Annotated in this window: 22 protein-coding genes and 1 pseudogene; 20 read left to right on the top strand and 3 right to left on the bottom strand. The window is 69.6% G+C overall.

Annotation, left to right across the window (positions count from 1 at the left end):
* Positions 1 to 22 precede the first annotated feature (22 nt).
* The 15 genes from EPAKOI_RS23535 to EPAKOI_RS23465 all read left to right on the top strand — a co-directional run bounded on the left by EPAKOI_RS23535 (position 23) and on the right by EPAKOI_RS23465 (position 18042).
* Positions 23 to 1243: a response regulator gene (locus EPAKOI_RS23535; RefSeq protein WP_124686737.1), complete on the top strand. Its 1221-nt coding sequence runs from the start codon at positions 23 to 25 to the stop codon at positions 1241 to 1243.
* Between the two features lies 1 nt (position 1244).
* Positions 1245 to 2561: a CpaF family protein gene (locus EPAKOI_RS23530; RefSeq protein ID WP_124685930.1), complete on the top strand. Its 1317-nt coding sequence runs from the start codon at positions 1245 to 1247 to the stop codon at positions 2559 to 2561.
* Positions 2554 to 3480, top strand: a complete 927-nt coding sequence (locus EPAKOI_RS23525; RefSeq protein ID WP_423194566.1) for a type II secretion system F family protein — start codon at positions 2554 to 2556, stop codon at positions 3478 to 3480. Before EPAKOI_RS23530 ends, EPAKOI_RS23525 begins: the two co-directional genes overlap by 8 nt.
* A gap of 15 nt (positions 3481 to 3495) precedes the next feature.
* Positions 3496 to 4575, top strand: coding sequence for a type II secretion system F family protein (locus tag EPAKOI_RS23520; RefSeq protein WP_423193853.1), 1080 nt, complete (start codon positions 3496 to 3498; stop codon positions 4573 to 4575).
* The gene (locus EPAKOI_RS23515) at positions 4576 to 5394 is read left to right on the top strand and encodes a tetratricopeptide repeat protein (RefSeq protein WP_423193852.1); all 819 of its coding nucleotides are present in this window, start codon (positions 4576 to 4578) and stop codon (positions 5392 to 5394) included.
* Positions 5391 to 5714, top strand: coding sequence for a DUF3613 domain-containing protein (locus EPAKOI_RS23510; protein WP_423193851.1), 324 nt, complete (start codon positions 5391 to 5393; stop codon positions 5712 to 5714). Before EPAKOI_RS23515 ends, EPAKOI_RS23510 begins: the two co-directional genes overlap by 4 nt.
* Before the next feature lie 9 nt (positions 5715 to 5723).
* Complete coding sequence (locus EPAKOI_RS23505) at positions 5724 to 7433, top strand: TadG family pilus assembly protein (RefSeq protein WP_423193850.1); 1710 nt, start codon at positions 5724 to 5726, stop codon at positions 7431 to 7433.
* 6 nt (positions 7434 to 7439) lie between these two features.
* Positions 7440 to 8804, top strand: a complete 1365-nt coding sequence (locus EPAKOI_RS23500; RefSeq protein ID WP_124685933.1) for a sigma 54-interacting transcriptional regulator — start codon at positions 7440 to 7442, stop codon at positions 8802 to 8804.
* Positions 8805 to 8890: 86 nt separating this feature from the next.
* Entirely contained in the window at positions 8891 to 10036 is a 1146-nt protein-coding gene (locus EPAKOI_RS23495) for an exonuclease SbcCD subunit D (protein WP_124685934.1), read from the top strand.
* Positions 10033 to 13086: an AAA family ATPase gene (locus EPAKOI_RS23490; RefSeq protein WP_423193849.1), complete on the top strand. Its 3054-nt coding sequence runs from the start codon at positions 10033 to 10035 to the stop codon at positions 13084 to 13086. Before EPAKOI_RS23495 ends, EPAKOI_RS23490 begins: the two co-directional genes overlap by 4 nt.
* 344 nt (positions 13087 to 13430) lie before the next feature.
* The gene (locus tag EPAKOI_RS23485) at positions 13431 to 14114 is read left to right on the top strand and encodes a 3-oxoacid CoA-transferase subunit A (RefSeq protein ID WP_423193848.1); all 684 of its coding nucleotides are present in this window, start codon (positions 13431 to 13433) and stop codon (positions 14112 to 14114) included.
* Positions 14115 to 14134: 20 nt separating this feature from the next.
* Positions 14135 to 14782, top strand: coding sequence for a 3-oxoacid CoA-transferase subunit B (locus EPAKOI_RS23480; RefSeq protein WP_124685937.1), 648 nt, complete (start codon positions 14135 to 14137; stop codon positions 14780 to 14782).
* A gap of 28 nt (positions 14783 to 14810) precedes the next feature.
* Positions 14811 to 16013, top strand: a complete 1203-nt coding sequence (gene pcaF, locus EPAKOI_RS23475; protein ID WP_124685938.1) for a 3-oxoadipyl-CoA thiolase — start codon at positions 14811 to 14813, stop codon at positions 16011 to 16013.
* A 197-nt stretch (positions 16014 to 16210) separates the two neighbouring features.
* Complete coding sequence (locus EPAKOI_RS23470) at positions 16211 to 16942, top strand: SDR family NAD(P)-dependent oxidoreductase (protein ID WP_124685939.1); 732 nt, start codon at positions 16211 to 16213, stop codon at positions 16940 to 16942.
* A 95-nt stretch (positions 16943 to 17037) separates the two neighbouring features.
* Complete coding sequence (locus tag EPAKOI_RS23465; protein ID WP_124685940.1) at positions 17038 to 18042, top strand: Bug family tripartite tricarboxylate transporter substrate binding protein; 1005 nt, start codon at positions 17038 to 17040, stop codon at positions 18040 to 18042.
* 177 nt (positions 18043 to 18219) lie between these two features.
* Here EPAKOI_RS23465 and EPAKOI_RS23460 read toward each other — a convergent pair whose 3' ends face one another.
* On the bottom strand, positions 18220 to 18435 hold the full coding sequence (locus EPAKOI_RS23460; protein ID WP_124685941.1) for a hypothetical protein: 216 nt from the start codon (positions 18433 to 18435) through the stop codon (positions 18220 to 18222).
* Positions 18436 to 18455: 20 nt separating this feature from the next.
* Here EPAKOI_RS23460 and EPAKOI_RS23455 point away from each other — a divergent pair, with 20 nt between their 5' ends.
* Together EPAKOI_RS23455 and EPAKOI_RS23450 are read left to right on the top strand one after the other, a co-directional pair.
* Entirely contained in the window at positions 18456 to 18680 is a 225-nt protein-coding gene (locus EPAKOI_RS23455; RefSeq protein ID WP_423193847.1) for a hypothetical protein, read from the top strand.
* A 98-nt stretch (positions 18681 to 18778) separates the two neighbouring features.
* A complete protein-coding gene (locus EPAKOI_RS23450) occupies positions 18779 to 19354 on the top strand; it encodes a PadR family transcriptional regulator (RefSeq protein ID WP_423193846.1) in 576 nt (191 codons plus the stop codon).
* A 79-nt stretch (positions 19355 to 19433) separates the two neighbouring features.
* On the opposite strand, the gene EPAKOI_RS23445 is transcribed toward EPAKOI_RS23450, so the two are convergent.
* Positions 19434 to 20423, bottom strand: a complete 990-nt coding sequence (locus EPAKOI_RS23445) for an NAD(P)H-dependent flavin oxidoreductase (protein WP_124685943.1) — start codon at positions 20421 to 20423, stop codon at positions 19434 to 19436.
* Positions 20424 to 20609: 186 nt separating this feature from the next.
* Between EPAKOI_RS23445 and EPAKOI_RS23440 the strand changes: the two genes are divergently transcribed.
* Positions 20610 to 21674 carry a tyrosine-type recombinase/integrase gene (locus EPAKOI_RS23440; RefSeq protein ID WP_423193845.1) on the top strand — a complete coding sequence of 355 codons (1065 nt, stop codon included), beginning with the start codon at positions 20610 to 20612 and terminating at the stop codon, positions 21672 to 21674.
* Positions 21675 to 21779: 105 nt separating this feature from the next.
* Positions 21780 to 22799: pseudogene (galE, locus tag EPAKOI_RS23435) on the top strand (UDP-glucose 4-epimerase GalE).
* A gap of 67 nt (positions 22800 to 22866) precedes the next feature.
* On the opposite strand, the gene EPAKOI_RS23430 reads toward galE, so the two are convergent.
* Positions 22867 to 23178: an H-NS family nucleoid-associated regulatory protein gene (locus EPAKOI_RS23430; protein WP_423193844.1), complete on the bottom strand. Its 312-nt coding sequence runs from the start codon at positions 23176 to 23178 to the stop codon at positions 22867 to 22869.
* 555 nt (positions 23179 to 23733) lie between these two features.
* Here EPAKOI_RS23430 and EPAKOI_RS23425 point away from each other — a divergent pair.
* Positions 23734 to 25503, top strand: a complete 1770-nt coding sequence (locus tag EPAKOI_RS23425) for a methyl-accepting chemotaxis protein (protein WP_423193843.1) — start codon at positions 23734 to 23736, stop codon at positions 25501 to 25503.
* Positions 25504 to 25601: the final 98 nt, after the last annotated feature.

The raw sequence follows: 25601 nt of genomic DNA, 5'->3' as shown, positions 1-25601 counted from the left end.
GCAGATGGAGCGAATCACACCGATGGATGCCTTCCTGCTGAATACCCCGCGAGAAGACGTGCGGCTCTGGCTGGAGCAGGCGCTCGACGGCGCCGGCACGCTGGTGACCGAGGAAGGCGCGCAGGAAGCCTTTGTCGAGCAGATCTCGGAGCTGCGGCCGGGGCTGGTCTTTCTCGACTTCTCGGCGTCGCAGGCGCAGGCGTCGGCCCGGCTGGCCGAGCAGGTGGCGCGGCTGTTCCCGCAGTTGCCGCTGGTGGCCGTGGGCCACGCGGGGGATTCCGACGCGATGCTGGCCGCGCTGCGCGCCGGCGTGCGCGATTTCATCGACCTGCGCGGCGCGCCGTCGCAGGCCACGCATGCCGTGCGCCGCCTGATGGTGCCGCGCGCGCAGGTGCGCGCCGTGACGCCCGCGCACCGGCATGGCCGCATCGTGGCGCTGCTCGGCGCGCGCGCCGGCGTGGGCGTGACCAGCGTGGCGGTCAACCTGGCCGCGGCGGTGCGCCAGCGCGCCAGCGCCGAGGTACTGCTGCTGGACCTGGGCCTGCCCGCGCGCGACGGCGCGCTGCACATGAACATCGCGCCCGAATTCCACTTTGTCGAGGCCGTGCGCAACCTGCGCCGCTTCGACCAGGTGTTCGTCGATACCGCGCTGGCGCGCCATGCCAACGGCGTGTCGGTGCTGCCGCTGCCGGCCACGCTGTCCGAACTGCGCGACGTGTCGTTCTCCGAGGCGCTGGCGCTGCTGGACCGCCTGCGCGCGTTCTTCGACCTCCAGGTGATCGACCTGGGCGGCTTCTCGAACGCCGAGTTCATGTCGCAGATCGTCAAGGCCGCCGACGCCGTGGTGATGGTGGCCGAGCAGAGCGTGGGCGCCATCGTCTCGGCCGCCGAGCTGCTGCACGAGCTGAAGAAGCGCGAGATCGAGCGGCCAGACCTGCACCTGCTGGTGTCGCGCTTCGACGACGCGCTGGGCGTGGACGCCGCGCAGATGGCCGAGCGCATCGGCGTGGCGTCGGTCGATACGCTGCCGGAGCGGCGCGCGGCGCTGGTGCAGGCGGCCAACCGTGGCGTGGTGCTGGCCGACGACGCGCCGGCGGACCCGTACGTGCGCGCGCTGGGCGCGCTGATGGACCGGCTGGGCTACCGCGCGGGCCAGGCGCCCGAGCGCGGCATCCTGGCCCGGATCAAGCAAAAGCTGCCCGAGACGCTGCGTGTCGCGCGCACCGCGCGGGCGGGGAACTGACATGACCGAAGCGATCGAATTCTCGGACAACACCGCCGCGCCGTTTCCTGTGTCGCAGGAATTCCACAAGATCAAGGAAGCGGCGCACGAACACCTGCTCACGCGCATCGAGGAGCTGGGCGCCGAGTTCGGCCGCTGGTCGCGCTCCGCCATCCAGCGCTTTGTCGACCTGGAGCTCGAAAGCTTCACGCGGCTGCGCCGCATCCCGATCAACGAGGCCGAGCTGCACCAGATCTCCGAGGCGCTGACCAAGGAGCTGGCCGGCTTTGGCCCGATCGAGGACCTGCTGCACGACGTGGCCGTGGAGGACATCCTGGTGAACGGGCACATGGACGTCTACGTGTCGCGCCACGGCGTGCTGGAGCGGATTCCGGTGCGGTTTGCCGACAACGGCCACCTGCTGCGCATCGTGCGGCGCATCCTGGCGCCCATCGGCCGCCGGCTCGATGAATCGAACCCGATGGTCGACGCGCGGCTGCCCGACGGCGGCCGCATCAACGTGATCATCCCGCCGCTGGCGCTGGCCGGCCCCGTGGTGTCGATCCGCAAGTTCCGCAAGGACCCGCTGACGCCGGCCGACCTGCAGGCGCTGGGCACGATGAGCCCCGAGATCACCGAACTGCTGGAGGCGGCGGTGCGGGCGCGCTGCAACATCCTGGTCAGCGGCGGCACCAGTTCGGGCAAGACGTCGCTGCTCAACGCGCTGGCCACGTTCATCCCGCCGACCGAGCGCGTGATCACCATCGAGGACACGGCCGAGCTGGCGCTGAACCACCCGCACGTGGTGCGGCTGGAAAGCCGGCCCGGCGGGTTCGAGGGCACCGGCACGGTCACCATCCGCGACCTGCTGCGCAACAGCCTGCGGATGCGGCCGGACCGCATCATCGTGGGCGAGGTGCGCGGCGGCGAGGTGCTGGAGATGCTGCAGGCCATGAGCACCGGGCATGACGGCTCGATGGGCACGATCCACGCCAGCAGCCCGCGCGAATGCCTGTACCGGCTGGAGATGCTGGCCGGCTTTGCCGGCTTCCAGGGCAGCGAGGTGAGCCTGCGCCGGCAGATTGCCAACGCGGTGGACTTCATCGTGCAGATCGGGCGGCTGTCGAACGGCCGGCGGCGCATCCTGTCGATCACCGAGGTCACCGGGCTGGGCGACAACATCATCGCCACGCAGGAGCTGTATCGCCACGAGCCGGTGCCCAACCCCGACGGCACCGAAGGCGACCGCTGGCAGGCGCTGGGCATCCTGCCCCATTCGCCCAAGCTCGCGCGCATGCGCCCGGCCAACTTCGGACTGGACGATCGCTTTGATCTCTAGCGCCAGCCTTCTCGTCGCCGCGATGGCCCTGGTGCTGCTGGGGCTGGGCCTGCTGCTGCTGGCCACGGCCCGGGGGCGCGCCCAGGCCGAGCTGTCGCGCGCGCACCTGGCCGCGCAGACCGAGCAGGTGCGCGCCCGCTACGCCACGGCGGCCGAGCCCGGCCCGCAGGGCAATGTGCGCGACCTGCGCCGCCGCTGGGCGGACCTGATGCGGCGCGCGGACATCGCGCCCACGCGCGGCACGTGGCTGCGCTGGGGCGTGCCGCTGCTGTGCCTGGTGCTGGCCGGCGCGGCAGCCGGCGGCGCGCTCGGGGCGGTGGCGATGCTTGCGGTGGGCGTGGCGCTGGCCGCGTTCCTGCTGTGGCTGCGCATCGGCCGCGTACGCGACAGGATGCTGCGGCAGCTGCCCGGCTTTCTCGATGGCGTGGTGCGGCTGATGACCATCGGCAGCAGCGTGCCGGCCGCGTTCCAGAACTCGGTGGCCAACACCGAGCCGCCGCTGCGTCAGTGCCTGGTGCAGGCCATCCACCTGCAACGGGCCGGCAAGGAACTCGACCAGGCCGTGCTGCAGATGGGCCGCGCGTACCGGCTGGACGAGCTGGTCATCGTGTCGTCGGTGCTGCGGCTGTCGCAGCGCTACGGCGGCCGCGCCGACGTGGTGATGGAGCGCACCGCCACCTTCATGCGCGACCGCGAGGAAGCCCAGCGCGAGCTGCTGGCGCTGTCCGCCGAGACGCGGCTGTCGGCCTGGGTGCTGGGCCTGCTGCCGCTGGTGGTGGCGGGCGGGCTGTTCGTGCTGAATGCCGGCTACGTGATGCTGATGTGGAAGGACCCCACGGGCCGCAACCTGCTGCTGGGCGCGGCTGTGCTGGAAGTGGTAGGCGTGCTGATGCTGTACCGGCTGGCCAAGTCGATCTAGGGGCGCGCCATGCAGATGCCAGCCACCACCCTGATCTCCGCCAGCCTGATGGCAGCCGCCGTGGCGCTGCTGATGCTGGCGTGGCCGCTGCTACGGCAGTGGCGCCAGCGGCGCGTGGCCGCGCGGACAATCGATGCCGCGCTGGAACGGCAGGCCGCCGCGCAGCCGCATCCCGCCGGCCAGCCCTCGGCCCAGCCGGCGGCGCCGGCCACGCCGCAGATGTCGGCACGTGCCGCCGCGGCCGCCGCCGCGCTGGCGCAGGACGCGCCCCAGCCAGCCGAGGACGCCGCGCGCAAGCCGGCCGCCACGGGGCTGGGCGCGCGGCTGGGCGATGCTTTTGGCGAGCGCTTCAACCAGCGCTGGCTCGCGTCGCGGCTCGGGCGCGCCGTGGTGACGGCCGAGGAACAGCGGCTGCTGGAGCAGTGCGGCTACTACGGCGTGCAGCCGCGCGCGGTCTTTGGCGGCGTGCGGCTGGTGGTGCCGGCGGTGCTGGCGGCTGGCGTGCTGCTGTGGCGCATCGACGGGCCGATGGCGGCCACGTTTGCGTGGACCTTCGCCACGTTTGCGCTGGCCTTTCTGCTGGCCAAGCTGATCCTGCGCCGGTGGGCCGGCAGCCGGCAGCGCCAGGTGGCCGAGGAACTGCCGGTGCTGATCGACATGCTGCGGCTGCTGCAGGGTGTGGGCCTGTCGATGGACCAGAGCCTGCAGGTCATCGTCACCGAATTCGGCACGATGCTGCGCGTGCTGGGGCCCGAGCTGCAGCGCGCGAACCAGCAGTTCGCGTCCGGCCGCTCGCGCGAGCAGACGCTGCAGCGCATCGGCAAGCTGTTCGACGACGAGGACCTGAAGAGCCTGATCACGCTGCTGACGCAGGTGGACAAGCACGGCGGCGCCGTGCAGGAGCCGCTGCGCCAGTTCGGCGAGCGGCTGCAGGTGGCGCGCAAGGCGCGCATGAAGGACAAGATCGGCCGGCTGACGGTCAAGATGACCGGCGTGATGGTGGTGAGCCTGCTGCCGGTGCTGCTGATTCTGACGGCCGGGCCCGGCTTCCTGGGCGTGATCCGGATGCTGGCCCGCATGAACGGAGGAACCTAGATGACGATGACATCGCGTGGCCTGTGGGCCAGCGCGCTGGTGGCGGCCGGCGCGCTGCTGGGCGGCTGCGCCAGCGTGCCCGGCAGCGCCGAGGCCATGGCGCGGCAGGCCGACGCCCAGATCGAGCTGGCGAAGCTGCAGGAAAAGACCGCGCGCGCCGAGTACAACGACCAGAACGTCTACCTGGGCCTGATCGGCAAGATGCAGCAGGAAAGCATGTACTACGCGTCGCTGGCCCATATCGACGCCTTCCAGCAGCGCTTTGGCGCCACGCCCGCGCTGCAGGTGCTGCGCGCCGACGCGCTGCGCGAGACCGGCCAGGACGACGCGGCGCTGCAGGCGTACCGCGATCTGCTGAACACCGACCGCGCGGCCCGCGCGCAGCATGGCATCGGCCTGGTGCTGGGCCGGCAGGGCGATTTCATCCGCGCCGCCGTGGCGCTGCGCCAGGCGGCCACGCTGGACCCGGTCAACCCGCAGATCGCCAACGACCTGGGCTACGCGCTGATGCGCGGCGGCGCGCTGCAGGACGCGCGCGTGCCGGTGATGCAGGCGCTGGAGCTGGACGCCAACAACCCGCGCGCGATCAGCAACGCGGTGGTGTTGATGCTCGCCACCGGCAAGCGCACCGAAGCCACCGCGATGATGCAGCGTGCCGCCATGCCCGAGCCCACGCGCGCGGCCATCCGCAAGGAAGCGGACCGCGTGGCCCGCGCGGCCCAGTTGCGCGACAAGGCTGCGTCGCGCGGCAATCCGCAGACCACGATCCACCCGGCGTCCACGCAGGCCGTGGCGCTCAACGCAGGAGCCCGGCCATGAAGCGCGTTTGCCATGCCGTGATTGCCACGGCCATTGCCGCCACCGTTTGCGTGCCCGCCCTGGCCCAGCAGCCGCCCGCGCCCGAGGCCGCGCGCGCCGCCGAGGTGCCGGTGGGCGATACCACGCGCACGCTGCTAGAGATCCAGCGCAGCGGCGCGCAGGCCGGGCCGATGCTGCCGCTGACCGGCGACCAGGCCGCGCTGGGCTATGCGCGCTACATGCGCAGCTTCACGCATCCGCTGCCGGAATTCTTCACCACGATGGCCACCGGCAGCCCGTTGCGCGGCGGCGCGGGCAGCCAGCCCATGACCGGGCAGTAGGCACCGGCCATGCGCGCGCGAGCCGGCCCTCCGCGTCAACGCGGCGCCATCAGCGTGATGGTCGCCGTGCTGATCGCCACCGTCGCCATCGGCGCCCTGGTGTCGATCGACGTCGGCTTCGTGTTCTATACGCAGCGGCAATTGCAGAAATCGGTGGACCTGGCCGCGCTGTCGGGCGCCCAGCAACTGAAGCGGGCCGACGACCTGCCCACGACCACGGCCAACGTGCTGGCGTCGGTCACGGCGGCGGCCAGCCAGAACGGCTACGGCCAGCCCGTGGCGGCCAACTGCGCCGACATGGCGCCCGGCGGCGCCGACGGCATGCGTGCCTGCCTGGGCCTGTGGGACCCGGCCGATCCCGGCAATGGCGACGCGGTGCGGCACTTCAGCGCCGGCTACAACAGTGCGGTGGTTTCGCCCAACGCGGTGCGCGTGCAGGCCACGCGCACGGTGCCGCTGCTGTTCGTGCTGCCGGGGGGGCAGTCGCGGCAACTGCGCGCCGAGGCCATCGCGGCCGGCAGCCCGCCCGTGGCGGCGTTCGCGGTCGGCAGCGGGCTGCTGGACCTCGACCGCGCCAGCGGCGTGTTGGGGCTGCTGCTGGGCAACATCGTCAGTCTTTCCGTGGCCGACTGGACCGGACTGGCCAGTACCACGGTGACGCTGGACAAGCTCAAGCTCCAGCTCGGTGCCGGCACGGTCCAGCAACTGCTCGACACGCAACTGTCGATCCAGGATTTCTACGCGCTGGTGCTCAACGCGGCCGGTCGGCAGGCGCTGCTGGGCGCCGCGCTGGGCAGCCCCACCACGCAGCTCGGGCTCAACGGCATCGGCACGCGCTTCACGCTGGGCCAGATGCTGGACCTGGGCGTGCTGACGCCGGCTGCGTCGTCGGCGGCCGAGGTGGGGCTCAACGTGGCGTCGCTGCTGACCACGGCCGCCTATGTGGCGCGCGGCACCGATGCCGTGGCGCTGAACGTGCCGAACCTGAACCTCAACACGGGGCTGGTCAACGTCTCGGCGGTGGCGGCGCTGACCGTCATCGAACCGCCGCAGGTGGCCGTGGGCCCGGCGCGCCAGTTGGCGGACGGCCGCTGGCGCACCACGGCCAGCACCGCGCAACTGGGCGTGCGGGTGGCCGCGCAGGCGTCGGTCAACCTGGGGCTGGCATCGGCCCAGGTAGACCTGCCGGTGCTGCTGCGCGCCGCCACGGCCCGCGCGGACCTGACCGGCGTGCAATGCGCGGCCGCACGGGCGCAGCGCCGGGCCACGCTCAATGTCTCGTCCGAGCTGGTCAACGCCTGTCTGTCGACCGATGGACGCACCTGCCGTGGCAGCGGCGCGCCGCCGTTCCAGATCGCGCGGGTAAGCGGGCTGGGCCTGGGGCTGGCCAGCATCACCGCGCAGCCGGTGACGCCCGCGCGGCAGCGGCAGTCGGGCACCGACGTCGTACTGGCGCCCGAAGGGCACGCGCGCCTGTCGTTCACGTCCACGGCCGTCGACCAGGCGATCAGCGGGCTGCTCAACAACCTGAACCCGAGCCTCAACGTGCTGGGCGGCGATGCCAAGGTCGACGAACTGCTGAACCTGCTGGCCCCGCCGCTGAGCAGCCTGGTCGGCACGCTGGCCGGCTGGCTGCTGACCACGCTGGGCATCAACATCGCCAATGCCGATGTCTGGCTCAACGGCATCGACTGCAACAACGCAGAACTTGTGTATTGAACGAACATGAAAGCAGAGCGCTGGGCCTACGAGAGCCTTGAAGTCTATGTGTGGGAAGGCCAGTACGAGATTGCCGACCGCGTGGCGCGCTTTCTGGCGCCGCTGGGCGCCGAGGTGATCCGCGCCGGCGCGCTGGACGCGCTGCCCGGCGAGGCGCGCGTCAAGCCGTGCATCGCTGTGATCAGCGCGTCGGCCATCGGCTCGGCCAAGTTCACGCTGGACTGGGAGGCCGCGCACGGCATGCCCGTGATCTGGGTGGGCGCGCCCGACCGCGACAACGACCCGGGCCGCTTTCCGCCCGAGTACGCGCACATCCTGCCGCACGACTTCAACGGGGCCGACCTGCGCAATCAGATCGCCAAGCTGGTGCCGCAACTGCTGGCCGCCGCCGAGGCGCGGCCCGACGTGGCGGACCTGGTGGCCGAGTCCCCGGCCATGCTGGAGCTGATGGAGCAGGTGGACACGTTTGCCGGCTTCGACAGCAACGTGATGCTGTACGGCGAGACCGGCGCGGGCAAGGAACGCATCGCGCGGCTGTTCCACGACCGCAACGCCCAGTACGGCAAGGGCCCGTTCGTGGCCGTGAACTGCGGGGCGATCCCCGACGGGCTGTTCGAGTCGCAATTCTTCGGCCATGCCAAGGGCGCGTTCACGGGGGCCATGTTCGCGCACCGGGGCTTCTTCGAGCAGGCCACGGGCGGCACGCTGTTCCTGGACGAGATTGGCGACCTGCCGCTGTTCCAGCAGGTCAAGCTGCTGCGCGTGCTGGAGGAAAACGCGCTGACGCGGCTGGGATCGACGATGGCCGTCAAGCTGGACTTCCGGCTGGTGGCGGCCACCAACAAGGACCTGCGCGAGGCGGTGCGCGAGGGGCGCTTTCGCGCCGACCTGTACTTCCGGCTGGCCGTGATCGAGCTGCGCATCCCGAGCCTGGAGGAGCGCGGCGCCGGCGACAAGGTGGGCCTGCTGCAATCGTTCCTGCGCCACATGATGGGCGCGGCCACGTACGACGCGCTGCCGCCGATGCCCGACTGGCTCAAGGGCGCCGTGGGCACCGCGTACTTCGTCGGCAACGTGCGCGAGCTGCGCAACCTGGCCGAGCGCGTGGGCATCACGGTGCGCCAGTGCGGCGGGTGGGACGAGGAACGCATCCGCCCGCTGTTCCGCGGCCTGCGCCCCGGCGCGTTCGATGGCACGGAGCGCAGCGACCCGCGCGGCGATGCCGAGGAACGGCGCCGCATTATCGCCGCGCTCGATGCCAATGGCTGGCGGCGCCAGGACACGGCGGCGTGTCTGGGCATCAGCCGCAAGGTGCTCTGGGAGAAGATGCGCAAGTTCCAGATCGCCGACAGCGAAGCGGAGCCGGTCTGAGCGCCGGGCGCCGCCGCGCGGGCGTTATGATGCGGGACCGCGCGGCCCGGCCGTGCTCCCTGCGCCACCGCGCCGAAGGATCCGAATTGCGTTTTCTCCACACCGCCGACTGGCATCTGGGTCGGCTCTTCCATGCCCGCAGCCTGATCGAGGACCAGGCGCACGTGCTCGACCAGTTCGTGGCGCTGGTGCGCGACGTGCGGCCCGATGCCGTGCTGATTGCCGGCGACGTGTACGACCGCGCGGTGCCGCCGCCCGAGGCGGTGTCGCTGCTGGACGACGTACTGGCGCGCATCGTGGTGGAAGCCGGCGTGCCGGTGGTGATGATCGCGGGCAACCACGACAGCGCGCAGCGGCTGGACTTCGGCGCGCGGCTGCTGTCGGCGCGCGGGCTGCACGTGGCCGGCCGCACCGGCCCCGCCGCGTCGTCGGTGACGCTGCGCGACGCCCACGGCGACGTGCGGATCTACGCGCTGCCGTACGCGGAGCCGGCCACCGTGCGTGACGCGCTGGGCATCGACCTGGGCTCGCACGAGGCCGCGCTGGGCGCGCAGCTCGATGCGATCCGCGCCAGTCATCCGGCGGGCGTGCGCGCCGTGGCGGTGGGCCATGCGTTCGTGGTGGGCGGGGCGGTCAGCGAGTCGGAGCGGCCGCTGTCGGTGGGCGGCAGCGGCGCGGTGGCCGCCGACCTGTTCCACGGCTTCGATTTCGTCGCGTTGGGGCACCTGCACCGGCCGCAGACCATCGGCGGGCGCATCCACTACGCGGGGTCGCTGCTCAAGTATTCGCTGTCGGAAGCCGATCACCACAAGACCGTGTCACTGGTGGAACTGGACCAGAACGGCGGCGTGCGCATCGAAGCCATCGCGCTGCAGCCGCGCCGGGACTTGCGCATCCTGACTGGCGAACTGGCGCACCTGGTGCAGGCCGGCGCCGCCGACCCGCGCCGCGACGACTACGTGTATGCCGTGCTGACCGATGCCGGCGCGCTGCTGGACCCGATGGCGCGGCTGCGCGAGGCGTACCCGAACGCGCTGGCGATCGAGCGGGCCGTGCTGGCGCGCAGCGGCCAGGCCGGCGAGAGCGGCCGCCGCATGCGCGAGCTGGACACCGGCACGCTGTTCGCGCATTTCTTCCGCGAGGTCGCTGACGCGGACCTGGACGGCGACCAGCGCCGCGCGCTCGACCATCTACTGGCTGGCATGGAGGCTTCGGAAAGGGAATCGGCATGAAACCGCTGTACCTGAAGTTGCAGGCGTTCGGCCCGTTTGCCGCCACGGAGACCATCGATTTCACGCGGCTCGGGGACCAGGCGTTCTTCCTGATCCACGGCCCGACCGGCGCGGGCAAGACCACGCTGCTCGACGCCATCTGCTTTGCGCTCTATGGCGACACGTCGGGCGGCGAGCGCACCGCGCAGGACATGCGCAGCGCCAACGCCGACCCCGCGCTGCGCACCGAGGTGACGCTGGAATTCGGCCTGGGGCCGATGCACTACCGCGTGACGCGCTCGCCCACGCAGGACCGGCCGAGCCAGCGCGCGGCCGGCGGCTTCGTCAAGGAGGCCGCCAAGGCGCAGCTGGACGTGCTGCTGGACGACCAGTGGAAGAGCCACGCGAGCCAGCCGAACCGTGTCAGCGACGCCGTGCGCGACCTGCTGGGCTTCGACAGCGCCCAGTTCCGGCAGGTCATCGTGCTGCCGCAGGGGCGCTTTCGCGAACTGCTGACCGCCGATTCCCGCGCGCGCCAGGGCATTCTGGAGCGGCTGTTCCACACCGAGCTGTACCGGCGTGTGGAAGAGCAGCTCAAGGAGCAGGCCGCCAGCATCCGCCGCGAGGCGGAGGACATCGCCGTGCGCCGCAAGGCGCTGCTGGACCAGCACCAGATGGCGTCGGTGGAGGCGCTGGGCGCGCGCATCGACGACTTGCAGGGCACGCTTACCGAGTTGCAGCGCCGCGAGGATGTGGCGCGCGCGACCAGCGAGGCCGCCCAGGCGTCGCTGCGCAAGGGCGAACTCGAAAACGCCCAGATCAAGGCGTGGCAGGAAGCCGAAGGCGCCCACGCGGTGCTGGCCGCCCGGGCTGCGGGCGTCGATGCCGACCGCGCGCGGCTGCTGGCGGCGCGCCGCGCGGCACAGGTCACGCCGGCCGTGCAGCACCTGCAGGCGGCGCGGCAGGACCAGGCCGCCGCCCGGGCCGCCCAGGCCCAGGCCGAGGCATCGGCCGCGCGGGCCGCGCAGCAGGCCGAAGCCGCCGCGCGCGCGCTGCGTGCCGAGCTGTCGCGCCATGACGCCCGCACCGCCGCGCAACGCACCGTGGCCACGCTCGAACACCTGTTGCCGCAGGCCCGCAAGCTTGGTGTGCTGCGCAACGCAGTGGCACAGGCCGGCACCGCGCTGGCGATGGCGCAGTCGGTCTGCACGCAGCGGATCGAAGCGTTCGGGGCCGCCGCCGCCACGCTGAAGACGTGCGAAACCCGGTTCGAACAGGCGCGCCACGACGCGGCCGGGCTGCAGGCGCTGGAGCTGCAACTGGCGCAGGCGCGCGAACGTGCCGCGCGCGTGGCCCGGTATCGGCAACGTGAAGCCGAACTGGCGCCGCTGCGCGCCGCGCTGGCCACGCACGAGGCGGCCCGCCGCAGCGCCGCCGACGCGCGCGACGCGGCGCGCGTCGCCGTACGGCAGGCCGAGGTGGACTGGCGCCACGGCCAGGCCGCGCGGCTGGCCGGCAGCCTGAAGCGGGGCGAGGCATGTCCGGTCTGCGGCGGCAAGGACCATCCCGCACTGGCCCAGCGGACGCTGGCGCTGGTCAGCGACGACGACCTGGATGCCGCGCGGCTGGCGTTGCAACGCGACGAGGACCGCCTGGCGCAGGCCACGGCCGCCTGCCAGGACGCCGGGGCGAAGGTGGCGCAGTGCGAGGCGCGGCTGGCGGACCTGGCCGAGGCGGCCGGCGATGTCTCGGCCGCCTGCGCGCAGGCGCTGGACACGCAAATCGCCGAACTGGCGCAGGCGGTGGCACGCGCCGCACAGGCCGCGCAGCGCGCGGCGACGCTGGGCGAGCAACTGGCCCAGGCCCGCACCGCGCGCGAGGCGGCCGAGGCGGCGGCGCAGGCGGCCGACGTGGCCGTGCGCACCGCCACGCAGGAGCACGCGCGGCTGGACGGCGAATGGCAGGCCCACTGCGCGCAGGTGCCCGAGGCATCGCGCGACCCCGACGCGATGACCGTGGCGATCGAGGCGGCGCGCCGCGAATCGGGCGCGCTGGAAGCGGCCTTGCAGGCCGCGCAGGGTGCCGAGCGCGATGCGGTGGCGTTGCAGGCGGCCACGGCGGCCGCGCTGGCATCGGCGCGCGACAACGCCACGCAGGCCGACGCCCGCGTGCAGGAGCGCGAGGCCGCCCTGGCATCGGCCATGGGCGCGGCCGGGTTCGACGACGACGCGGCCTACGCCGCCGCCTTCCTGCCCGAGGCCGAGATGGCCGCGCTGGACGACGCGATCCGCGCGTTCGACGTGGAGATTGCCCGGGCGGCCGAATGGCGCGCCCGCACGGCCGCGCTTGCCCAGGCGCTGCCATTGCCCGACCTGCCGGCGCTGCTGGCCGCGCGCGACGAGGCGGCGGTGCGGCTGGAAAACGCGATCCGCCAGCGCAGCGAGGTGGCGGCCGCGCGCGATGCGCTGCTGCAATGCAAGGGCCAGGTGGAATCGCTGGCCGCCGAGGGCCGCGAGGTGGAAACGCGCTACGCGGTGCTGGGCCGGCTGTCGGAAGTGGCCAATGGCAACAATCCGCGCCGCATGACGTTCCAGCGCTTTGTGCTGGCCACGCTGCTGGACGAGGTGCTGGAGGCGGCGTCGCTGCGGCTGCTGCGCATGAGCCGGGGCCGCTACGCGCTGCAGCGCGTGCGCGAGCAGGGCGACCAGCGCATGGCCGGCGGGCTGGACCTGGAGGTGTTCGACCACGATACCGGGGTCACGCGGCCGGCCAATACGCTGTCGGGCGGCGAGGGCTTCCTGGCGTCGCTGTCGCTGGCGCTGGGGCTGGCCGACGTGGTGCAGTCGCGCGCCGGCGGCATCCAGCTCGACACGCTGTTCGTCGACGAAGGTTTCGGCACGCTCGATCCGGAGAGCCTGGACTTCGCCATCCGCACGCTGCTGGACCTGCAGCAGTCCGGGCGGCTGGTGGGCATCATTTCGCATGTGGCGGAGTTGCGCGAGCGCATCGACGTGCGGCTCGAAGTGCGCCCCGGCGTGGCCGGCAGCCAGGCGGTGCTGCGCCTGCCCTGATTGCTGCGCTGCAAAACGTCCCGTGTCCGATTATCGCCCTCGTCGCGCCAACCCTTATTGCGGGACGCGGGCGGGGGCGGTAACCTTTGTTCATTCTGCGAATTGGAGTTCGTATAGCGAACAGCGCTGTACGTTAGCTGTACGATCGCTCCACGGTTTGATCGCGGACCTTTCACATAGGCCGCCGCAAGACGGCTCATCAAGACAACTGCAAGATTGTTGGACCCTGTCCTGGAAATCCTCGGGACGCCCGTTCGCGCAGCCTGCCCGGAGACGACTTTGCGTGCCGCCCATCTTGCGGCCAGCTCCGGTGCGACGCCGGACCCTTCCGTACTGGAACGCAAGTGATCAACAAGCTATATGACTCGGTGGAAGCGGCGGTGGCCGGCATCCACGATGGCGCCACGATCCTGATCGGCGGCTTTGGCCTGGCGGGCATGCCTGCCGAACTGATCGACGCCCTGATCGCCCAGGGCGCGCGCGACCTGACCATCGTCAACAACAACGCCGGCAACGGCGACACCGGCCTGGCCGCGCTGCTGAAGACCAAGCGTGTGCGCAAGATCATTTGCTCGTTCCCGCGCCAGGTGGATTCGTACGTGTTCGATTCGCTCTACCATGCGGGCGAGATCGAGCTGGAACTGGTGCCGCAGGGCAACCTGGCCGAGCGCATCCGCGCCGCCGGTGCCGGCATCGGCGGGTTCTTCACGCGCACGGCCTACGGCACCCCGTTGGCCGAAGGCAAGGAAACGCGCATCATCGACGGCCAGGGCTACGTGTTCGAGAGCCCGATCCATGCCGACTTTGCGCTGATCAAGGCCGACACGGCCGACCGCTGGGGCAACCTGACCTACCGCAAGACGGCCCGCAACTTCGGCCCGATCATGGCGATGGCCGCCAAGTGCGCCATCGTGCAGGTCAGCAACGTCGTGGAACTGGGCGAGATGGACCCCGAGCACATCGTCACGCCGGGCCTGTTCGTCAAGCGCGTGGTCAAGGTCGGCGGCACCGCCGCCAAGGCCGCCTGAGCGCAGAAGGAGATAGAGACATGCAACGCCTGACCCGCGACCAGATGGCCGCCCGCGTGGCCAAAGACATTCCGGAAGGTGCCGTGGTGAACCTCGGCATCGGCCTGCCCACCCTGGTCGGCAACCACCTGCCGGCCGACCGCGAGATCCTGCTGCACAGCGAGAACGGCCTGCTCGGCATGGGCCCCGCGCCCGCGGCCGGCCAGGAAGATGGCGACCTGATCAACGCCGGCAAGCAGCCGGTGACGATCAAGGCCGGCGGCTCGTACTTCCACCATGCCGATTCGTTCGCGATGATGCGCGGCGGCCACCTGGACTTCTGCGTGCTGGGTGCCTTCCAGGTGTCCGAGCGCGGCGACCTGGCCAACTGGCACACCGGCGCGCCCGGCGCCATCCCCGCCGTGGGCGGCGCGATGGACCTGGCTATCGGCGCCAAGCAGGTGTTCGTGATGATGGAACACCAGACCAAGCAGGGCGAGAGCAAGATCGTGCCCGAGTGCACCTACCCGCTGACCGGCATCGGCTGCGTGACCCGCATCTACACGGACCTGGCGACCATCGACGTGACGCCGGACGGCCTGGTGGCGCGCGACCTGGTCGACGGCCTGTCGTTCGACGAACTGCAACGCCTGACCGGCGTGCCCCTGAAGCAGGCCGTAGCCGCCTGATATCCACCCCAGACGAGTGAGACAGAACATGAGCGACGCATTCATCGTTGACGCCATCCGCACCCCCATCGGCCGTTACGGCGGCAGCCTGTCGGCCGTGCGCGCGGACGACCTGGGCGCGGTGCCCCTGAAGGCCCTGATGGCCCGCAATGCCAACCTGGACTGGAAGGCCATCGACGACGTGATCTTCGGCAACGCCAACCAGGCGGGCGAGGACAACCGCAACGTGGCGCGCATGTCGCTGCTGCTGGCCGGGCTGCCGCAGGAAGTGCCGGGCGCGACGATCAACCGCCTGTGCGGCTCGGGCATGGACGCCACCGGCACGGCCGCGCGGGCGATCAAGTCGGGCGAAGCCAACCTGATGATCTCGGGCGGCGTGGAAAGCATGAGCCGCGCCCCGTTCGTGATGGGCAAGGCCACGTCGGCGTTCTCGCGCCAAGCCGAGATCTTCGACACCACCATCGGCTGGCGCTTCATCAACCCGGCCATGCGTGCCGCGTACGGCGTGGATTCGATGCCGGAGACGGCCGAGAACGTGGCCACCGACTACAAGATCAGCCGCGAGGACCAGGACCTGATGGCGCTGCGCAGCCAGGAAAAGGCGTCGCGCGCCCAGGCCGACGGTACGCTGGCCCAGGAAATCACCGCGGTCACCATCGCGCAGAAGAAGGGCGACCCGATCGTGGTGGACCGTGACGAGCACCCGCGCGCCACCAGCATGGAAGCGCTGGCCAAGCTGCGCGGCGTGGTGCGCCCGGACGGCACCGTGACGGCGGGCAATGCGTCGGGCGTGAACGACGGCGCCTGCGCGCTGCTGCTGGCAAGCGAGGCGGGCCTGAAGCAGCACGGCCTGAAGCCGCGCGCCCGCATTGTCGGCATGGCCACGGCCGGCGTGGCACCGCGCGTGATGGGCATCGGCCCGGCACCGGCCACGCAGAAGCTGATGAAGCAACTGGGCATGTCGCTGGACCAGATCGACGTGATCGAACTGAACGAGGCGTTCGCGGCGCAGGGCCTGGCCGTGCTGCGCGAACTGGGCGTGGCCGACGACGACAAGCGCGTGAACCCGAACGGCGGCGCCATCGCCCTGGGCCACCCGCTGGGCATGAGCGGCGCGCGCCTGGTGACCACCGCCCTGTACCAGCTCGAACGCACCAACGGCCGCTTTGCGCTGTGCACGATGTGCATCGGCGTGGGCCAGGGCATCGCGATGGTGATCGAGCGGGTTTGAGGTAATTGGGGGTCTTGAGCTGGCCCTGAGACCACTCAACTTCCCCTCGCTTCCTGCCGTTAACCCGGATGGGAAGTCCAGGTAGTGTCTCTTCCCCAACGAGGTAGAGCATTGCGGCCAGGCCGACGGGCTCGCCGGTCCGGCCGCATCTTTTTTGACTGACCCGGCGCCCTGGGCGGCCGGTGCGGAGTATCGAGATGTCCCTTCCCGTTGCCACGCTTGTGACTGGCGCCAGTTCCGGTATCGGCCGTGCCATTGCCGAGATGCTGCTCGCCGACGGCGTGACCCGTGTGATCAATGTCGACTATGCAGCGCCGACGTGGTCGCACCCCAACATGACCTTCTTCCAGGCCGACCTGACCGATGCCGACGCCACGCGCGCGGTGGGCGAGCAGGTGACCGCGCAGTTCGCGGTGACGCGGCTCGTGAACAACGCCGGCGCCACGCGGCCCGGCACGGCCGACACGGCCACGGCGGCCGATCTGGACTATGTCGTGGGCCTGACGCTGCAGGCCACGATGCTGCTGACCCAGGCCTGCCTGCCCGCGATGCGCGCGGCCGGCTTTGGACGTATCGTCAACATGGCCTCGCGCGCGGCGCTGGGCAAGCCCGAGCGCGTGGTGTATTCCGCGGCCAAGGCCGGGCTGGTTGGCATGACCCGAACGCTGGCGATGGAGCTGGGCGGCGACGGTATCACCGTCAACGCCGTGGCACCGGGTCCCATCGCCACCGAGCTGTTCCGACGGAGCAATCCGGAGGGCAGCGAACAGACACGGCGCATCCTGGCAAGCATCGCCGTGAAGAGAATGGGAACGCCGGAAGATGTGGCGCGTGCCTCGCTGTTCTTCCTCGCCCCCGAGAATGGTTTCGTGACGGGACAGGTGCTGTACGTCTGCGGCGGAACCACGCTGGGGGTGGCGCCCGTATAAGTTGCCCGCCCCGAGGCACGGGGTGGAATAGCGATACACAAGCATTGCGCCCGCGGCGGGGCCGTCGGGCGTGCATCAAACTCCTGGAGCACAAGATGAGCATCATCAACCAAACCTCGAAGGCGCGCAGACGCCTGCTGGCCGCTGGCGTGGCCATGGCCGCCGGCTTTGCCGTCATGACGGGCGCGCAGGCGCAGGGCAACTATCCGACCAAGCCGATCACGATGATCGTGCCGTTCTCGGCCGGTGGCACCACCGACATCCTGGCGCGTATCGTCAGCCTGCAACTGGGCAAGGCGCTGGGCCAGTCCGTGGTGGTGGACAACCGTCCGGGCGCCGGCGGCAACATCGGCGCGTCGCTGGCCGCCAAGGCCCCGGCCGACGGCTACACGCTGTTCATGGGCACCATCGGCACGCACGCGATCAACCAGTCGCTGTACTCGAAGCTGCCGTTCGACCCGGTCAAGGATTTCGCGCCGATCACGCGCGTGGCCATGGTGCCGAACATCGTCGTGGTGAACCCGAAGGTGCCGGTCCACAACATCAAGGAACTGATCGCCTACGTGAAGGCGAACCCGGACAAGCTGTCGTACGGTTCGTCGGGCAGCGGTTCGTCGATGCACCTGTCGGGCGAGCTGTTCAACTCGATGACCGGCCTGCACATCCAGCACATTCCGTACAAGGGCAGCGCCCCGGCCGTGAATGACCTGCTGGGCAACCAGATCGGCCTGATGTTCGACAACCTGCCGTCGTCGTACCCGCACGTGAAGGCTGGCAAGCTGCGCGCGCTGGCCGTGACGTCGGGCAAGCGCTCGCCGGCGCTGCCGGACGTGCCGACCGTGGCCGAAGCCGGCGTGCCGGGCTATGAAGCCACGTCGTGGTTCGCGCTGTACGCCACCGGCGGCACGCCGCAGCCGATCGTCGACCGCCTGAACGCCGAAGTGGTCAAGATCCTGGCCATGCCGGAAGTGAAGAAGCAGATGGCCGAGCAGGGCGCCGAAGCCAACCCCGAGAAGCCGGCCCAGCTGGCCGCGTTCATGAAGTCCGAGGCCGCCAAGTGGGCCAAGGTCGTGAAGGCGTCGGGCGCGACGGTGGACTGATCCGTCCCCACGTAGCTTGCTGTACTGAAACGGCCGCCGGGTGCCTTGCCCGGCGGCCGTTTTGCATTGGGCGCCGCGTCGGGGCGAAAAAAAACCCGCGAGATCATCGCGGGTTTAAATCCCAGGTCCGTGGAGGACAGGAGGAGACAAGCGTTGGCGCCGTCGGCGGGTACCAGGTCAGAACAGGCTGTACTTGACGACCTGTTCTTCCACGCCGACAAAGCGCACCAGTTGCCGCAGGCCGCTGGCGTATTCCTTGATGTGATGGCCGTCCGGGGTGTCCGGCAGCCGGTAATAAATCGGCGCGGCACCGGCACGGGCGCGCGCCGCACTGACGGAGGCGGAGATATCGCCCGCCGACGTGCCTTCGGAAATTTCCGGTCTTGCGTTCATCGACGACTCCCTTGAGACGCATGGCGCTGAACGTTGGGCCGGCAAACAAAAGGCGCGCGCATGCGGGTAACAATGTCTGGAATGTATTGCAGGCGGTCGCGAAAAGCCATTTCGATTTTTTTAAATCAGTTTCAGGACAATTGACTTTCTTGTCATATTTCAGAATTCCACCGGGGCGGTCGATATCGGAAGATGTCTCCCTTCGTGGCCAGCCGCTCGGCGCGTCCAAGGGGTTAACGGCATGACGGGCCCCGACTTGCGGGTTACCATAGCGCCACCCTGAACATTCCCGGCACTAGGCAGCAATCTCCATGCCAACCGGGCTCACTGGACGCTCCGGCGAATGTCGACCCAGCACGCGCTCCTGATTTCCCTGATCGAAAAGCCATCGTCGGGCTACGACCTGGCGCGCCGGTTCGACAAGTCCATCGGCTACTTCTGGCACGCCACGCACCAGCAGATCTACCGCGAGCTGGGCCGCATGGCCGAACTGGGCTGGATCTCGGCCGAAGATCCCGCGCGCGAGGCGCCGGTGGCCGAGCCGGCGGACGCCGCCGGCAGCAGCGAGAAGAAGAGCCGCAAGAAGGTGTACTACGTGCTGCCGGCCGGCCGCGAGGAACTGGTGCGATGGGTGCTGGCGCCCGGTGCCGGGCTGGACCAGCGTGAGGAAATTCTGGTCAAGCTACGTGCAGATGCTGCAATCGGGCCGCTGGGGCTGGACCAGGAGATGCTGCGGCTGATCGCGCTGCACGAGGAGCGGCTGGCGCTCTACCGGCGCATCGAAAGCAAGGATTTCGCGGGGACGCTGGACCGGCGCCAGCAGATCCAGTACGCGCTGCTGATGCGCGGCATCCGGTTCCAGGAGGACTGGGTGAAGTGGGGGCGGGAACTGCTGCCGATGCTCCGCAAGCCCGGCTGAGACCGGGTGGGGCTGGCGCCCGCCGCCGGCATGGCCGGCGCGGGCAAGCGAGTGAGCCAGTCAGCTAGGGTGAGCGGGATCAGGCCACGCTGGCGGCGCGGGCGGCCGCTTCGGCCGGGGCCAGGCCCAGGCGGCGGCGGGCCAGCGCGTACTCTTCCACAAACCGGCGCACCAGCTCGGCGGCCGGCACCACGCGCTTGATGGCGCCCACGCCCTGGCCGGCACCCCAGATATCCTTCCACGGCTTGACGCGGGTCGAGCCAAAGTTCATGGCCGAGGCGTCCGACGTCGGCAGCGCCTCCGGGTCCAGGCCCGACCGCACGATGCTTTCGCGCAGGTAGTTGCCGTGCACCCCGGTGAACAGGTTCGAGTAGATGATGTCGTCGGCCGTGCTGTCGACGATCATCTGCTTGTAGGCGTCCTGGGCGTTGGCTTCCAGCGTGGCGATGAAGGCCGAGCCGATGTAGGCCAGGTCGGCGCCGGCGGCCTGCGCGGCCAGCACCGCGTCGCCGCTGGCAATGGCGCCCGACAGCAGCAGCGGGCCATCGAACCATTCGCGGATCTCGTGCAGCAGCGCAAACGGCGACAGCGTGCCGGCATGGCCGCCCGCGCCGGCTGCCACGGCGATCAGGCCGTCGGCACCTTTCTCGATCGCCTTGCGGGCGAACTTGTTGTTGATCACGTCGTGCAGCACGATGCCGCCGTAGCCGTGCACGGCGTCGTTGACCTCGGCGCGCGCGCCCAGCGACGTGATCACGATCGGCACCTTGTAGCGCACGCACTGTTCCAGGTCGTGTTCGAGCCGGTCGTTCGACTTGTGCACGATCTGGTTCACGGCGAACGGAGCGGCGGGACGGTCCGGGTGCTTGGCGTCGTGCTCGCCCAGTTCGGTCGTGATGCGGTCCAGCCATTCCGACAGCTTCTCGGCCGGCCGGGCGTTCAGGGCCGGGAACGAGCCGACCACGCCGGCCTTGCACTGGGCAATCACGAGGTCCGGGTTGGAAATGATGAACAGCGGCGAGCAGACGGCCGGCAGCGACAGGTTTTGCAGCAGGGCGGGAATGGCCATGACGGTTCCTTCGGGGTCATCGGAGCGAATGCAACTATGCAACCAGTTGCATGATGGCTGGCAAGGTATCACGGTGCCCGCGCATCGTGCAACTTGTTGGCAGGACATTTCCGCGCAGGCGTCCGGCTGCCAGTGGCGCTTTGTCTACAATGAGCGGATTGCGACGCGCCAAGCAGGAGATCAGTGGTGACTCACCCAGCGACCGACGGTGTCCCGGCCAAAGGGCCGAAGCCGGTGTCCGACGACCTGTTCGACGCCGACCTGGCGGCGTGGTATGGCCAGCCCGAACGCGCGTTCGATGGCTGGCTGGCGCACCATGGTTTTCGGCCCGGCACGGCCGTCGTCTACCGGGCGATGTGGGGCAAGCTGCTGCGCTGGTCGGGCGAGCAGGGCCTGCCGCCGCTGAAATGGTCGGCGGCCCAGATCGGCGCGTTCCTGGACGCCCAGGACCTGCACAAGCGCCATCGCTATCGCTACGCCAGATTGATAGAGCGGATCTTCCACCACCTGGCCTCGCTGCAGCAGAACCTTCACAACCCGGCCAGCCAGGCCGTGAAGTCGCATCTGGCCGAGGGCGAGAACGATCCGACCGCCTTCCTGCTGCCCGGCGAGCGTGACCTGCTGGTGGCGCGCATCCTCGCGCCGGGGCTGCCGGCCGAGCGCGACGGCAAGGCTGGCAAGGACGGCATTTCGCCGACGGCGTGGAAGCGCGCGCGTGACGTGGCGCTGCTGGCCGTGCTGCTGGGCGGCGGGCTCAAGGTGGCCGAGGTGCGCGCGTTGCGCATCGAGTCCATCAAACGGGTCAACGACGGTGCCATGTCGATCCGCATGGTCCGGCCCGACAACGGCCGCGCGTACACGGTGCCGCTGTTCGGCTTTGCCCGCGCGCCGCTGCGCCAGTGGCTGGCCTTGCGGGCGGCCGCCGACACGCTCGGCGACCTGGTCTTCCCGGCCATGGCCAACGGCCGGCCCATGCACGCGGCGTCGGTCTATCGGCGGGTCGAGATCCTGCTGGAGGAAGCCGGCGTGCTGGCCGGGCGCAGCGAGCGGGCATCGCCGCAGACGCTGCGCAACACGTGCGGTGCGATGCACTTCGATGCTGGCGCAACGCCGGCCGCCGTGGCGCAACTGCTGGGCATGCGCGACCTGGAATCGGGCTGGCGGCTCCATGCGGCCTACGAAGCCTGGCAGGCGCGGGCCGGCCTGCCGCTGATGGCCCGGCAGCCCGAACGGGCCGGGCGGGAAATGTAGACGACCGTACAAACGGACGAGGCGGTCGTAATATCGCTCGGTTAAGATGGGTGCCGGCCGGCCATTTGCCGCCGGCACCGACACAAATCCGATCTCAATATCTCCATGGCTCAAACCCTATTGCTCACTGGCGCAACCGGATATATCGCTTCCCACACCTGGCTGGCGCTCCATGCCGCTGGCTATCAGGTGATCGGGCTCGATAATCTTTGCAACAGTAACCGCGAGGTCGTGAACCGCCTGGCCCGCATTACCGGCACCACGCCGCAATTTGTCGAGGGTGACGTGCGCGACCGCGCGCTGCTGGACCGCCTGTTTGCCGAGCACGACATCACGGGCGCCATCCATTTCGCGGCGCTCAAGGCCGTGGGGGAATCGGTCAGCCAGCCGCTGGCGTATTACGGTAACAATCTCGAAGGGATGATTACGCTGTGCAGCGCCATGCAGGCGGCCGGCGTCAAGCAACTGGTCTTCAGTTCGTCGGCCACCGTGTATGGCAATCCGCATACCGTGCCGATTCTGGAAGATTTCCCGCTATCGGCCACGAATCCCTACGGCCAGACCAAACTGATGGGCGAGCAGATCCTGCGCGATCTCGAAAAATCGGATCCGGAATAGCGCATCGCGTTTTTGCGATATTTCAATCCGGTCGGCGCGCATGAAAGCGGGCTGATCGGCGAAGACCCGGGCGGTATTCCCAACAACCTGATGCCGTACGTGGCCCAGGTGGCCGGCGGGCGCCGGGAAAAACTCAGTGTTTATGGCGACGACTACCCAACCGTGGACGGCACCGGCGTGCGCGACTACATCCACGTCTGCGACCTCGCCGACGGCCACGTGGCGGCGCTGAACTACCTGCGCGACCACACCGGCGGCGTCACGGTCAACCTCGGCACCGGCCGTGGCTACAGCGTCCTGGAGGTAGTGAAGGCCTACGAACGTGCCAGCGGTCGCCCGGTGCCGTACCAGATCGTCGACCGGCGGCCCGGCGATATCGCGTCGTGCTACGCCGATCCGTCGCTGGCCCAGTCGCTGCTCGGGTGGCGTGCCCGGCACGACCTCGACCGCATGTGCGAGGATTCCTGGCGCTGGCAGTCGATGAATCCGATGGGGTTTGCGAACTGAATCGACGCAGCCAATAAAAAACCGGGCGGAAGCCCGGTTTTTTTATGATCCCGCGTGGCGGCGGAGATCAGCGAATCAGAAAGTCTTCCATCGACTTGCCGTTGGCCAGGGCCTGGGTCAGCCAGCCCGGGCGCTTGCCGCGGCCCGTCCAGGTATTGCCGGCGCTGTCGCGGTAACGGACCGGCACCTTGCGGGCCACCGGCACCTTCTTGCCGGCCGCGGCCTTGCCGCCAAATCCCAGGTCTTCGGCGGTCAGGCCAAATTGTTCGATTTTCTCGCGAATCTCGGCGATCACGGACGCTTGTTCGCGTGCCTTGATCTCTTCGGCCTGCTTCTGCAGTTCGCTGATTTTCTGAACGATTTCCTGATATGTCGCCATTTGTATCCCTCGATTTACTGGTGGGTCCGTGAATTGACGCAAAGCATTTTATAACCATAGACGGCCGGGCTGCAAATGCTTTAAGGCGTCAGACCCGCATTTTGCGAAAATTCTCAATAACGAAGAATTACTGAACTTATATCGGACGACAAAGTCAGCCAGGGCGAGCGCAAAATGCGCGGCCCATCTGCAAACGCGCGGCCCATGGGGCGCCAGCCTTGCGGTGCCGGTACGGGCCGCCGCCATCAGACAATTCCGCCATTCGCCATTGGCCGGGCCGCCATTCAAAGCGCGGATTCAGCAGGCGCTGAATACAGTCTTCAAGGATTTTCATTACCGCCGGGGCAAATGGCGCGTTGGCGCGGCAGCGGTGTTTAATCGGGCTGGCGCGAATCCAAGTGCATCACGCGCCATACCCGAAATCGATTTGCCGCGCAACTCAAGTAAGGTTGCCAGCCGACCGTTATCGAGTCCTGAGCAGGCCGTACGGGGTGTCGGTCTGCCGGACCGGGGCAGGGGAGTGGCTCCGGGTTATCTCCTAATGGTCAGCACATCATGTCCTTTCACCAGAATATCCAGATCAAGACCCTCCTGCGGGGCGCCATGGCCTTGCTCGGGGCCATCCTGCTGCTTGTGGGCGGCGCGGGACTGCATGGGATTTCCCAGTCCAATGATGCGCTGAGGGAGACCTACACGAACCAGCTGGCGTCGTCGCAGGCGCTGGCCGAGGCCATGGTCGGCACCACCCGCCTGCGCCTGGCGCTGGACCGCACCGTCATGCCGGGTAGCGAGGGCGACGACATGCAGAAGCACGTGGACCGCTCCAAGACGTTCATCGAATCGTCCGAGCGCGGCTGGAAGCGCTACATGGCCTTGCCGCAGAACGACGAGGAAAAGGTGCTGTCCAGCGCGCTGGCCGCCAAGCGCCAGGACTTCTTCGAGAAAGGCGTGGCCAGGTGGCAGCAGGCGCTGACCGCCGGCAACCGTGAAGAATCGCTGAAGCTGGCGCGCGACGTGATGCCCGAGCTGCAGCGCAGCATGGCCTCCGCGCACGACAAGCTCGAAAAATTCCAGATGGAAGCGGCCAGGACGAGCTTCGAGACGGCCCAGTCGCGCTTCGAGACGATCCGGATGATGGCGATCGTGCTGATCGTCGCCGGCATCGCCATTGCCATCGGCGCGGCCGTGATGCTCCACCGCGCCATCGTGCGCCCGGTGGAAGAGGCGCTGACCGTGTTCGAGCGCATGGCCGGCGGCGACCTGACGTCGCACATCAGCAGCATGTCGAAGAACGAGATTGGCCGGATGATGCAGGCGCTGGCGAAGATGCAGGACAGCCTGTCCGGCATCGTGTCCGAAGTGCGCGGCGGGACCGATTCGATCGCGTCCGCCACCAAGCAGATCGCCGCGGGCAACACCGACCTCTCGCAGCGCACCGAGGAACAGGCCGCGTCGCTGGAGCAGACCGCCGCGAGCATGGAGGAACTGACCACGGTCGTGCGGCAGAACGCCGACAACGCGCGCCAGGCCGGCATGCTGGCCGGCGAGGCGTCGCAGATCGCCATGAAGGGCGGCGACGTGGTGGGCCGCGTGGTGGACACGATGAACGAGATCAACGGCGCGTCGCGCAAGGTGGTGGAGATCATCGGCGTGATCGAGGGTATCGCGTTCCAGACCAACATCCTGGCGCTGAACGCGGCCGTGGAAGCGGCCCGCGCCGGCGAGCAGGGCCGTGGCTTTGCCGTGGTGGCGGGCGAGGTGCGCAGCCTGGCGCAGCGCAGCGCCAACGCCGCCAAGGAAATTGAGTCGCTGATCAGTGAGTCCGGCCAGCGCGTGGAAAGCGGCACGAAGCTCGTGGCCGAGGCCGGCCAGACGATGGGCGAGATCGTGCAGGCCGTGCGCCGCGTGACGGACATCATGAACGAGATCAGCGCGGCGTCGCAGGAGCAGACCACCGGCATCGAGCAGGTGAACCAGGCCGTGTCGCAGATGGACCAGGTAACGCAGCAGAACGCGGCACTGGTGGAAGAAGCCGCCGCCGCAGCCGGCGCGCTGGAAGAACAGGCGCAGAAGCTGAAGAGCGTGGTGTCGGTGTTCTCGCTGGCATCCGACGGCGGCGCGACGCGCCAGCTTGCCGCCCCGGCCCGTCCGGCCCCGGCCCCCGCCCCGGCCGCGCCCAAGGCTGCCCCGGCTGCCAAGGCACCGGCCCGCCCGGCCGCCAAGCGTCAGCCCGTGGTCCGCACGGCCCGCGAGCCCAAGCTGCTGCGTCCCGCGATGAACCAGCCGGGCGGCGGATCGGCCGACGACGACTGGGCTGCCTTCTGATTGTTTCCGGACCGATACAAGACAGGACAGATTGCCACGCGGTTCCAGGTTCACAGCACGCGCGCGGGATGCCATGATGCGGGGTTTTTCCCATCCCG

The sequence above is a fragment of the Cupriavidus sp. H18C2 genome, assembly GCF_049393795.1.
GTDB lineage: Bacteria > Pseudomonadota > Gammaproteobacteria > Burkholderiales > Burkholderiaceae > Cupriavidus > Cupriavidus pauculus_C.
The sequence above is the reverse complement of the archived record's forward strand: the minus strand, read 5'-3'. Positions and strand labels throughout refer to the sequence as shown.

Bases quoted from the DNA above. Each gene is read 5' to 3' on its own strand.
- EPAKOI_RS23510 (WP_423193851.1), top strand. From the start codon at position 5,391: ATGAAGCGCGTTTGCCATGCCGTGATTGCCACGGCCATTGCCGCCACC.
- EPAKOI_RS23445 (WP_124685943.1), bottom strand. From the start codon at position 20,423: ATGGCCATTCCCGCCCTGCTGCAAAACCTGTCGCTGCCGGCCGTCTGC.
- EPAKOI_RS23480 (WP_124685937.1), top strand. From the start codon at position 14,135: ATGCAACGCCTGACCCGCGACCAGATGGCCGCCCGCGTGGCCAAAGAC.
- EPAKOI_RS23520 (WP_423193853.1), top strand. From the start codon at position 3,496: ATGCCAGCCACCACCCTGATCTCCGCCAGCCTGATGGCAGCCGCCGTG.
- EPAKOI_RS23535 (WP_124686737.1), top strand. From the start codon at position 23: ATGGATGCCTTCCTGCTGAATACCCCGCGAGAAGACGTGCGGCTCTGG.
- EPAKOI_RS23500 (WP_124685933.1), top strand. From the start codon at position 7,440: ATGAAAGCAGAGCGCTGGGCCTACGAGAGCCTTGAAGTCTATGTGTGG.
- EPAKOI_RS23465 (WP_124685940.1), top strand. From the start codon at position 17,038: ATGAGCATCATCAACCAAACCTCGAAGGCGCGCAGACGCCTGCTGGCC.
- EPAKOI_RS23455 (WP_423193847.1), top strand. From the start codon at position 18,456: ATGGCGCTGAACGTTGGGCCGGCAAACAAAAGGCGCGCGCATGCGGGT.
- EPAKOI_RS23505 (WP_423193850.1), top strand. From the start codon at position 5,724: ATGCGCGCGCGAGCCGGCCCTCCGCGTCAACGCGGCGCCATCAGCGTG.
- EPAKOI_RS23470 (WP_124685939.1), top strand. From the start codon at position 16,211: ATGTCCCTTCCCGTTGCCACGCTTGTGACTGGCGCCAGTTCCGGTATC.
- EPAKOI_RS23530 (WP_124685930.1), top strand. From the start codon at position 1,245: ATGACCGAAGCGATCGAATTCTCGGACAACACCGCCGCGCCGTTTCCT.
- EPAKOI_RS23430 (WP_423193844.1), bottom strand. From the start codon at position 23,178: ATGGCGACATATCAGGAAATCGTTCAGAAAATCAGCGAACTGCAGAAG.
- EPAKOI_RS23515 (WP_423193852.1), top strand. From the start codon at position 4,576: ATGACGATGACATCGCGTGGCCTGTGGGCCAGCGCGCTGGTGGCGGCC.
- EPAKOI_RS23450 (WP_423193846.1), top strand. From the start codon at position 18,779: ATGTCGACCCAGCACGCGCTCCTGATTTCCCTGATCGAAAAGCCATCG.
- EPAKOI_RS23425 (WP_423193843.1), top strand. From the start codon at position 23,734: ATGTCCTTTCACCAGAATATCCAGATCAAGACCCTCCTGCGGGGCGCC.
- EPAKOI_RS23490 (WP_423193849.1), top strand. From the start codon at position 10,033: ATGAAACCGCTGTACCTGAAGTTGCAGGCGTTCGGCCCGTTTGCCGCC.
- pcaF (WP_124685938.1), top strand. From the start codon at position 14,811: ATGAGCGACGCATTCATCGTTGACGCCATCCGCACCCCCATCGGCCGT.
- EPAKOI_RS23460 (WP_124685941.1), bottom strand. From the start codon at position 18,435: ATGAACGCAAGACCGGAAATTTCCGAAGGCACGTCGGCGGGCGATATC.